Annotated in this window: 7 protein-coding genes; 2 read left to right on the top strand and 5 right to left on the bottom strand. The window is 52.0% G+C overall.

Features of this window, described 5'->3' with window-relative positions; translation table 11 throughout:
- The first annotated feature begins 31 nt into the window (after positions 1 to 31).
- Both Q0Z69_RS12810 and Q0Z69_RS12815 read left to right on the top strand, forming a co-directional pair.
- Positions 32 to 1,267 carry a hypothetical protein gene (locus Q0Z69_RS12810; protein WP_298034246.1) on the top strand — a complete coding sequence of 412 codons (1,236 nt, stop codon included), beginning with the start codon at positions 32 to 34 and terminating at the stop codon, positions 1,265 to 1,267.
- Positions 1,268 to 1,454: 187 nt separating this feature from the next.
- Positions 1,455 to 2,663, top strand: coding sequence for a CaiB/BaiF CoA-transferase family protein (locus tag Q0Z69_RS12815; protein WP_298034250.1), 1,209 nt, complete (start codon positions 1,455 to 1,457; stop codon positions 2,661 to 2,663).
- 521 nt (positions 2,664 to 3,184) lie between these two features.
- Here Q0Z69_RS12815 and Q0Z69_RS12820 read toward each other — a convergent pair.
- From Q0Z69_RS12820 to Q0Z69_RS12840, 5 genes are all read right to left on the bottom strand, one after another.
- A complete protein-coding gene (locus tag Q0Z69_RS12820; RefSeq protein ID WP_298034253.1) occupies positions 3,185 to 3,424 on the bottom strand; it encodes a hypothetical protein in 240 nt (79 codons plus the stop codon).
- 301 nt (positions 3,425 to 3,725) lie between these two features.
- Positions 3,726 to 4,679 (bottom strand): 3-hydroxyacyl-CoA dehydrogenase family protein, encoded by a 954-nt coding sequence (locus Q0Z69_RS12825; protein ID WP_298034256.1) that lies wholly within the window; start codon positions 4,677 to 4,679, stop codon positions 3,726 to 3,728.
- A 52-nt stretch (positions 4,680 to 4,731) separates the two neighbouring features.
- Positions 4,732 to 8,241, bottom strand: coding sequence for a pyruvate:ferredoxin (flavodoxin) oxidoreductase (gene nifJ / locus Q0Z69_RS12830; RefSeq protein WP_298034258.1), 3,510 nt, complete (start codon positions 8,239 to 8,241; stop codon positions 4,732 to 4,734).
- Positions 8,242 to 8,259: 18 nt separating this feature from the next.
- Complete coding sequence (gene ilvD / locus Q0Z69_RS12835; protein WP_298034261.1) at positions 8,260 to 9,936, bottom strand: dihydroxy-acid dehydratase; 1,677 nt, start codon at positions 9,934 to 9,936, stop codon at positions 8,260 to 8,262.
- A gap of 46 nt (positions 9,937 to 9,982) precedes the next feature.
- Positions 9,983 to 10,063 (bottom strand): sodium ion-translocating decarboxylase subunit beta (locus Q0Z69_RS12840; RefSeq protein ID WP_298034267.1); only part of this gene is annotated, 81 nt, incomplete at its 5' end.

The following is a 10,063-nucleotide window of genomic DNA, read 5'->3' on the forward strand; positions in this document are numbered from 1 at the left end:
CGGTGAAAGAAATTCATGGAGGGACGAGAAAATGAAAAGCAAAAAGTCAAACTGGGCTTCCATTATGGGGCCAATCTCACTCGGCGCAGTCATGTTCAGTACCTACGTGGGCCCGGGCTTCGCATCCGGCACGCAAACAGTCAGTTACTTCCTCACGAAAGGCTGGGTTGGCGTTTTTGTCGGCCTGTTGGTGGTAGGTGCTCTGGCACTGGTCCTGAACCTCCTGTTATTCCAGGCGTTCCATGTCTATCAGCCGCATCATTTCCGTGAATGCTATGACCGCATTTACCGCAACAAAATTTTGAACTTCGTCATCTGCAATCTGAAGGATATCATCACGATCCTCACGGTTATCGTTTCTGTTGCCGCGCAGATCAGCGGCGCCGCAACGATTTTTGAGAATCTGTTTGGGCTTCCGAATCAGGTAGGCCGCATCCTCTTTGCTGTCATTATCCTGCTCCTTTGCCTCTACGGCGCAAAGGTCCTGAATGCAACTGGCAGTATCATGACCATCGCGATCCTCTGCGTTACCGTTTATATCGGTATTGTCGCGATCCCGATTTTGTGGCCGAATACCATGGCATTCATCGATTCCCGTGTCAGCATGCAGGATAACGGCTTTACCACCTTTGGCGGCTGGTATGCAATGATCGGCTTTGCAAACATGTTTATCTCCGGTCAGACTGCATGCGCGACCACAAGCCGCGGTATTCTTGTTGACAAGAAGAGCGTTATCATCGGCTCCGTTACCAACATTCTTCTCTGCACATTTTCCACCATGGTCTATACTGTCATCTTCGCGGGTGTTATGCCGGAAGTGGCAAAAGAATCTATTCCTACCCTCTATGTTCTCCAGCAGGCGATCGGCGCTTCCAGAAGTACGCAGCTGATTTATGCGATCCTGGCAATCGCAGCAATGATTTCCACCGGTGTTTCTCTGATTTTCTCCATGGCTGCCCGTTATGAAGGCCTGCTGGGCAAGGTCTGGAAGAAGAGCACTGTTCGAACCCGTAAGCTTGTGATCTCCGTGCTGTTCCTGTTCGTTTGCCTCTATGGAAGCAGCTTTGGCATCCTCTCTCTGGTCAAGTACGGTTTCGGTTATCTGACGAAGTTCGGCTTCCCCATCACTTCTGTTCCTCTGCTGTTCTTTGTCCCCTACCAGATCTGGCGCGATAAGAAGGATGGTAAGATCAATGCGGACGGCTTCTATGTTGATGCGGACCTCAGTGCCGTCTATGCGGCACGGGACAAGGCAGAAGCAAAGTAATACTTAACAGCGCTTTATTCTGATTGCGTTTTCATGATATCTGTCCGGCTTCCGTGGTTCAGCTTTTTACCTCACTGGAAGTCGGACAGATTCTATCTTAAAAATAATGCGGACACGCTGTTCCATTTGGGATCATTTCAGGGGGAGCAGATTTAACAACCGTGCACAAAACAGAAAGGACGCAGACGTGGAAAATATTATGCTAAAAGGAATCAAGGTCCTGGACTTTACCAGCAATTTGGCAGGACCGACTGCGGGCGCATTGCTGGCAGATATCGGTGCGCGTGTGATCCATGTTGAACGCCCGGTCATCGGCGATGATAACCGCAACTGGGCAGAACAGGTTGACGGCACCTGTACATCTCATATTATCTGCAACAGAAGCAAAGAGTCTGTTACGCTGGACCTGAAGGATCCGGAAGGCCGAAAGATCGCACTGGAACTGGCAAAGACGGCGGATATCCAGATTGAAAGCGCGAAGCCTGGCTCTATGGACAAAATGGGCCTGGGCTATGAGGATATCAAGAGAGTGAATCCGTCTATTATTTACTGCTCGATTTCAGCTTTCGGCCATACGGGTCCGTATTCTGCAAGACCTGGATATGATGTCATTTCTCAGGCATATTCCGGCTTTGCCTACTACACAACGCCGGTGGAAAACGGCCAACCTACTTTGATCACGCCGACTATCGCCGACTTTATTGCCGGTATGAACGCTTATGGCAATATTCTTGCGGCCCTCTATAACCGGGATCACACCGGAAACGGCCAGCATGTGGATATCGCCCTGACTAGAAGTCTCCTTTTCATGTGGGGCTGCTTTACACATCCGTATACCGGAAAGCCCAGCCGCAAGCGCAGCGGCAATGTCAACGCCAGCCTCTGCCCATACGGAATTTTTAAGTATGACGATGATAATTATGTTGCTATCGGTGCTGCCAATAATGCGCTTTACAAGAAGCTCTGTGTGGCAATGGAGCGGCAGGATATGGCCGATAATCCGAACTACGCAACTGTTAAGCTTCGTGCGAAGCATGTAAAGGAGATATACCAGGCAATTGAAACCTGGCTGCAAAGTTTTCCAAGCATCCAGGATGCCATCAAGATATTGGATGCGCATGGCGTTGCAAATTGTAAGATAAACAGTCTAGAAGATATTGAAAATGATCCGCATGCAAGAGAGTGCGGTTGGATCCGTGAGATTCCTACACCGGACAGCGTTACATCCAGGCCGAAACAGCTTGCGGCAGTGGGAATTGCAGATTTCTCCGGCTATGAACTGAATGTGGGAAAAGCGCCGGATCTTGGCCAGCATAATCACAAGGTGCTCCGAGAAATCGGGATGAGCGACGAAGAAATTGATGCCATCCAGAACAAGTGGAAAAAGAGCATTTGATATCCCATAAAACCATTCAGACGTGTCTGGCGGATAAAACGAAGTATTTGAGATTGCTGCAAATGTGAGTTTGCTGAAGCGGCTTACCACCGCAAGTCAGATGGGAGCGAGAGGTCTCATATTGGGTGCATAGCGATTGCTTTGCCAAGGATCATACGCTGTTAAGAAGTGAGCCAGAGATACAAAAATCCGGCAGGTTGGATTTCAAGTGTGCATTGTCAGCTGAAATAAAATCATATGGTATGCTCATGTTTCATTCTTCCCCCAAAATAAGAATTCCTATGTTGGCCCCCACTTGGGAGATGAAACATAGGAATATCAAATATTTGGTTTTCTATATCCCGCCATCTTGCACAGTTTATTGGAGTCTAATATGTGATGACAGCACAGGTGACATGTGCTCCTGGCGCTGGCAGCCCCTGGCATGACCAGGCACTATCTTCGGGTGTCTGGTCATCCTAGGGGCTTTATTGTACCTTCCTTTTTATATGGACCCGCTTTGTAACTGAAGGAAGGAGACTTTACAAAGTTTCATCATCCATAAAAAAAGTCAACAGCTGTATTTGATTTTCCAACTTTTTCAAATAGCTGCGAGTGTCCTGAATGTTTTGAAGCATAAGTGGGAGAAGCGTTACAATACTTTCAACATCATAAGTACGAGCACATTCTCTGAAATATGAGATCTCATTTTCGAGCTTTGATTGATAATATGTGTGCGCTGCTTCCAATTTCAGCATTCTTTTGACCAATTTCTGCTCCATGGGAATACCTCCTTAATTGATGCTTCAGCGCGGTTCCTCTTGCTTTTGATGTGCAATCAACTGGTTTTAATATTTTGTGAGCGGTGTATGGCTTGGAGGCCTGTCTCAAAGACGTATAAGAAGACGGAGGGATATCCTCTGTAGAAGATCCCGGTACGATATGGCCTGCCATATAACGCACCGGGATCTTCACAATTTAAGGATATGAACACATGGAGCAGGAGGGCCTTTTGCATGGCGATCAATTTACCCTGCCGCCGTTTTTTTCAAACAGGGTACTGCCAATGCTGAAAGGCACAGGTCACTTTTCGCCTCCATAAAGACATTTGGAAAGCTTGATGAAAGCGGCATCTCTTTTAGCCAGAGCTTCCTCGCCCTTTCCATCACTGTAATCGTAAAAACCATTATTGTTCTTAACGCCGAACTTACCGGCCTCAAAGGCGTCTTTCAACAGCTTGGGAACGCCGCTGTCATTGCATAAGGCGTCGAACATATAGCTGCCGACATGATTGAAAATGTCAATGCCGCCGAAATCGATGGTCTCAAAGGGGCCAATACAGGCATAGCGCATACCCAGACCGTATTTCATGACATTGTCTACATCTTCCATGCTGGCGTAACCCATTTCAACGCAGTGGCAGGCTTCACGCACGACAGCGTACTGCAAACGGTTGAGGATGAATCCCGTGGGATCTTTGTATACACGCACAGGTTTTTGGCCCAGGTCCACGGCGATGTCATAGATGATATCAAGGGCCTCTGCGGAACTTTTCTCACCTGCGATTACTTCCACCAAGGGGATCAGGTGCGGAGGATTCACCCAGTGCATGCCGCCGAAACGCTCGGGATGTTTGACGGCTTGGGCGATCTCAGAGATGGACAAGCCGGAGGTGTTGGTGGCAAGGATAACGTCCTCACCAACTTTTTCTGAAACCTCGCTCCAGAAAGAATGTTTGATAGCCATCTTCTCTGCAATGGCCTCCAATACGAAGTCCGCCTTGGAGAAGCTGTCTTTAGAAGTGGTCATAGTAATGCGGCCAGTCAACGCGGAGGATTCTTCCGCTGTTAGATCCCCCTGAGCAATTTCTGCTCTCTGGTTTACATCGATCAGACTCTTTGCCTTTTCAAGAGCACTTTCCATGATATCATACAGAATAACATCATAGTTATGTTTGGCAAAGATCTGGGCGAAAGAGGCTCCCATAATTCCTGAACCCGCGATCAGTACAGTGTGGATATCCTTTTGTTTCAGCATGATAAACGCCCTTTCTAGTATAATTTAGATCTGCTTTTGGTTTGCTATTTATTTAAAGCGAACTGTGGGCCAGGTTCTGGTAGCTTTCCAGCCGCTCCTTGGCGTCGGATTCAGCCTTGGCATACAAGGCCTCGGCCTTTTCGGGGAAGCTGAGCTTCAAGGAGGCGTAGCGGTTCTGGCCCAGCAGGTATTTCTGGAAGTCGCCGGTAGGCTCCTTGGAATCCAGCACGAAGGGATTTTTGCCCGCGGCCTTCAGGTCGGGATTATACCGGTACAGGTGCCAGTAACCGGCTTCCACAGCCTTCTTCTCCTCCAGCTGGCTCAAGCCCATGCCGCACTTCATGCCGTGCTCGATGCAGGGGCAGTAGGCAATGACGATGGAGGGACCATCATAGGCCTCCGCCTCCCGGATGGCCTTCAATGTCTGATTTGGATCAGCCCCCATAGCCACCTGGGCCACATAAACATAGCCATAGCTCATGGCCATCATACCCAGGTCCTTCTTCTTGGTCGTTTTCCCGCCGGCGGAAAATTTGGCGACAGCGCCCGCCGCCGTGGACTTGGAGGACTGGCCGCCGGTGTTGGAGTACACCTCGGTGTCCAGCACCAGTACATTGATATTTTTGCCAGAGGCCAGTACGTGATCCAGACCGCCGTAGCCGATGTCATAAGCCCAGCCGTCGCCGCCGAAAGCCCACACGCTCTTTTTAGTCAGATACTCACTGTTTTCCCGGATGAATATGGCGGCATCACTGGGGTCATGTTCAATAGCGGCAAGAAGCGCGTCGCTGACGGCACGGGAATACGCGGAATCGCTGCCCTTTTCCAGATAGGCATTGCAGGCGTCCACGGCGATACCGCTCTCAGCCAGGGCCTGAACATGCTCGATCAGCTGCCGCTTTACGGCGTCCTGCCCCAGCAGGAAACCATAGGCGTATTCAGCGTTGTCCTCAAACAGGCTCATGGCCCAGGCCGGGCCGAAGCCCTTCTTGTCGGTGCAGTAGGGAGAAGATGGCGTGGAGCCGCCGTAAGCAGAGGAGCATCCGGAAGCGTTGGCAACATACATGCGGTCGCCAAAGAGCTGGCTCACCAGCTTGATGTAAGGCGTCTCGCCGCAGCCCGCACAGGCACCGGAGAATTCAAAGTAGGGCTTAGCGAACTGGGAACTCTTTACATTCTTGGGGCTGACGGCGTCCTTTTTGATTTCTACCTCTTCCACGGCGAAGGTCCAGTTCTCAGCCTCCTTCAGCTGGCCGGCCAGCGGCACCATGGTAAGCGCGTTATCCTTGGCCAGGCACACGTTGGCGCAGCTGCCGCAGCCGGTGCAGTCATAGGGAGAGACCTGCATACGGTAGGTGTACTTACCGTTCATGCCCTTGGCTGCAACGGTCTTGAAGCCTGTGGGCCTGGCGGCCTCCTCCTTCTCGTTAAGCAGAATGGGACGGATGGCGGCGTGGGGACAGACCAGGGCGCACTGGTTGCACTGGATGCACTTGGCGGCATTCCACACAGGGACTTCCACGGCAGCGCCCCGCTTTTCATACTTGGAGGTGCCTGCGGGCCAGGTGCCGTCCTCCAGGCCGTATTTTACCATGGTGGACACAGGCAGACTGTCGCCCTCCTGACGGTTCATCACGGAAACCACATCCTGGATAAAGGCGGGAGCGGCGCTCTCCACAGGGATGTCCTGTGCGTCTGCCCAGGATTCGGGGATAGTGATCGCCGTCAGTTCGTTGAGACCATGGTCAATGGAGGCGTTGTTCATGTCTACAACGGCCTGTCCCTTTTTCTTGTAATAGGTCTTGTAGATTGCATCTTTCATCTCGGCCACAGCCTGCTCCACGGGGATCACGCCGGTGAGTTTGAAGAAAGCAGCCTGCAAAATGGTGTTGGTGCGGTTGCCCAGGCCCAGGTTCCGGGCAATATCAATAGCATTGATGGTGTAGAACTTTACCTTCTTGGCAGCCAAGCTCCGCTTCATGGAGGCAGGCAGGTTCTTTTCCAGACCCTCCATATCCCACTGGCAGTTCAGCAGAAAGGTGCCGCCTTCCTTTAGATTTTTAACCATGTCATATTTATTGACATAGGAGGGGGTGTGGCAGGCCACAAAATCGGCGGTGGTGACCAGATAGGGGGAGCGGATCGGTTCCTTGCCGAAGCGCAGGTGACTCTGGGTCAGGCCGCCGGACTTCTTGGAGTCGTAGACGAAGTAAGCCTGACAGTACAGGTCGGTGCTGTGGCCGATGATTTTGATGGAGTTCTTGTTGGCACCCACAGTGCCGTCGGAGCCCATGCCCCAGATCTCCACATTGGTCTGCCCGGCGGGCGAGGTCTCGATCTCCTGGGTAACGGGCAAAGAGGTGAAGGTCACATCGTCTACGATACCGATAGTGAAATTGTTCTTGGGAGTCTCCTGCTTCAGGTTGTCGAACACCGCCAGAATCTGACCGGGGGTGGTGTCCTTGGAACTGAGACCGTACCGGCCGCCCACGATGTCCATGGGAATGCCCTGCTCCTTGTATACAGAGCAGATGTCCTGATATAGCGGTTCGCCCATAGCGCCCGGCTCCTTGGTGCGGTCCAGTACGGCAATTTTTTTACATGCGGCGGGAACGGCAGACAGGAAGTGCTCGGCAGAGAAGGGACGGTACAGGTGGACGTTGATGAGACCCACCTTTTCGCCCTGGGAGGTCAAGTAATCCACGGTCTCCTTGGCGGTCTCTGCGCCGGAGCCCATCAGCACGATGATCCGCTCTGCGTCAGGCGCACCATAGTAGTCGAACAGATGGTGGGGGCGGCCGGTGATTTTGCCCAGTTCCTGCATGTAGTACTCCACAGCGGCGGGGATCTGGGCCACTTTCTCATTGCAGGCCTCCCGGCACTGGAAGAAGATATCAGGGTTGACAGTGGTGCCCCTGGTAGCAGGATGCTCAGGATTCAGAGAGTGCTTTCGGAATGCCTTCAGGGCCTCCACGTCCACCAGAGGACGCAGTTCCTCATAGTCCAGCGCCTCAATTTTCTGGATCTCATGTGAGGTGCGGAAACCGTCGAAAAAGTGAAGAAAGGGCATCCGGCAGTGGATGGCCGCCAAATGCGCCACAGCGCCCAGGTCCATGACTTCTTGGGGGGAGGAGGACGCCAGAAGAGAGAAGCCGGTGCTGCGGACGCTCATCACGTCGGAGTGGTCGCCGAAGATAGACAGAGCATGGGCGGACAGGGTGCGGGCGGACACATGGAACACGCCCGGCAGCATCTCGCCGGCGATCTTGTACATATTCGGGATCATCAGCAGCAGACCCTGGGAGGCGGTATATGTGGTGGTCAGGGCACCGGACTGGAGAGAGCCGTGGACCGTACCGGCCGCGCCTCCTTCAGACTGCATTTCCACCACCTGTACCGGCTGGCCGAAGAGATTCTTTTTGCCGTTGGCGGCCCACTCGTCTACGTGTTCCGCCATAGGAGAGGAGGGCGTGATCGGGAAAATGCCTGCCACCTCTGTAAAGGCATAGGATACATATGCGGCGGCTTGATTGCCGTCCATGATTTCAATTTTTTTGCGCATTTGATACAACTCCTTGATTTATTTCAAGACAGCGCCTTCAGATGCGGAAGATGCGCTTTTGCTGTACATAGCAAGATATCCGTGCGTAAACCTGGGGGCGGGTCTTTTTACAGTTTTCAGGCGTTCCTGGATTTCTTCTTGCTCAACATGCAGTGTAATAACACGATTGGGGATATCGATTGTGATTCTATCATTCTCCTGCACGGCAGCGATCGGACCGTTTTCAGCTGCTTCAGGAGAAATGTGCCCTACAAAACAACCGTTATTTGTCCCGGAGAACCGCCCATCTGTGATAATGGCGGTCGATGTTCCAAGCCCTAAGCCATAGAGATATTTCATAGCGTTGCACATTTCGCGCATACCGGGACCGCCCTTGGGGCCTTCGTAACGAATGACCAGTACATCACCTGCTTGAATATTGCCGCCAAGGATCGCTTCAATCGCACTATCCTCAGAATCAAACACTCTTGCGGTGCCGGTGAAAGTGCGCATTTCCTCTTTGATTGCAGCGGGTTTTGTGACACAGCCGTCCGGTGCCAAGTTGCCGCGCAGAATGGCTAAACCGTTGCCGACAGAAAAGGGATCGGCTATGGTTTTGATAACACGCCGATTTACTGTTCGGCAATTTGAAAGATCCTTAGTCAGGTCTCCTATGGTTTTGCCGTCAACTGTCATACAAGTTTGGTTCAAAATGGGGCGAAGTTCTTTTAAGACTTGCGGAACGCCGCCGGAATAGAACAGATCCTCCATGTTATAAGCACTGGCTGGATTTATCTTAACGACCTGAGGCACTGTTTTCCCGTGCTTTTCAAATAGATCCATAACTTTTTCTGTAGGGATTCCCAGTTCATAGGCGAGGGCGGAAAGATGTAAGATCGCATTTGTGGAGCCGCCGGTCGCATTTACAAAAATCACACCGTTTTCGATTGCGTCCAGCGTCAGAATTTGCCGGGCTGTTATGTGGTCCTTAACCAACTGGACGATGCGTTCTCCGGTGTGTTCCGCCATTCGCAGGCGGTCCATATGGTATGCTGGGATGGCGGCACCGCCGCTGGGAACGATCCCCATAGCCTCCGCTGTGCAGCACATCGTGTTTGCTGTTCCATAGAAAGAACAGCTGCCGCAGGTGGGGACGCAGGAGTTTTCATAGGTGTACAGATCTTCCTCCCGAAGTTTCCCGACTTTCATCATGCCTACTGCCTCTGACATGGATGTGGAATCAGAAGGACGGTTGTCTAATACCGCGCCTCCCTGCATGGGACCACCCGGCAGAACGATTGCGGGAATATCAAGCCGTGCTGCTGCCATCAACATTCCGGGAATGATCTTATCGCAGGAACCCAACAGTACGATTGCATCTAAATTGTGGGCGCGAACCATTAGCTCGATGCTGTTTGCAATTACTTCCCGGGTCGGAAGGATCGCAAACATACCGTCACCCTGTGCAATACCATCACACGCGGCGATGGTGCCAAATTCGACTGCCGTACCGCCGGCACTGTAGATGCCGCGTTTGACAAATTCCGCAACCTGGCGAAGGTTGAAATGACCGGGTACGATTTCATTCCATGAGTTGGCGATACCGATCATCGGCTTTTCCAAGTCATGATCTGAATAGCCTACTGCCTTGAACAGTGCGCGGTGATTGCAGTTTTCCGGACAGCGGACCATGCTGTGATGTGGCTTGAATGCCATTGGGATGCCCCCTTCTTTTTATAGAATCACATAACGAATCATTGATTTACCCGAACAAAGAGATCAGCACACCGGCCGCGATGGCGGAGCCGATGACGCCGGCCACGTTGGGACCCATGGCGTGCAT

The sequence above is a fragment of the uncultured Dysosmobacter sp. genome (assembly GCF_947631165.1).
GTDB lineage: Bacteria > Bacillota > Clostridia > Oscillospirales > Oscillospiraceae > Oscillibacter.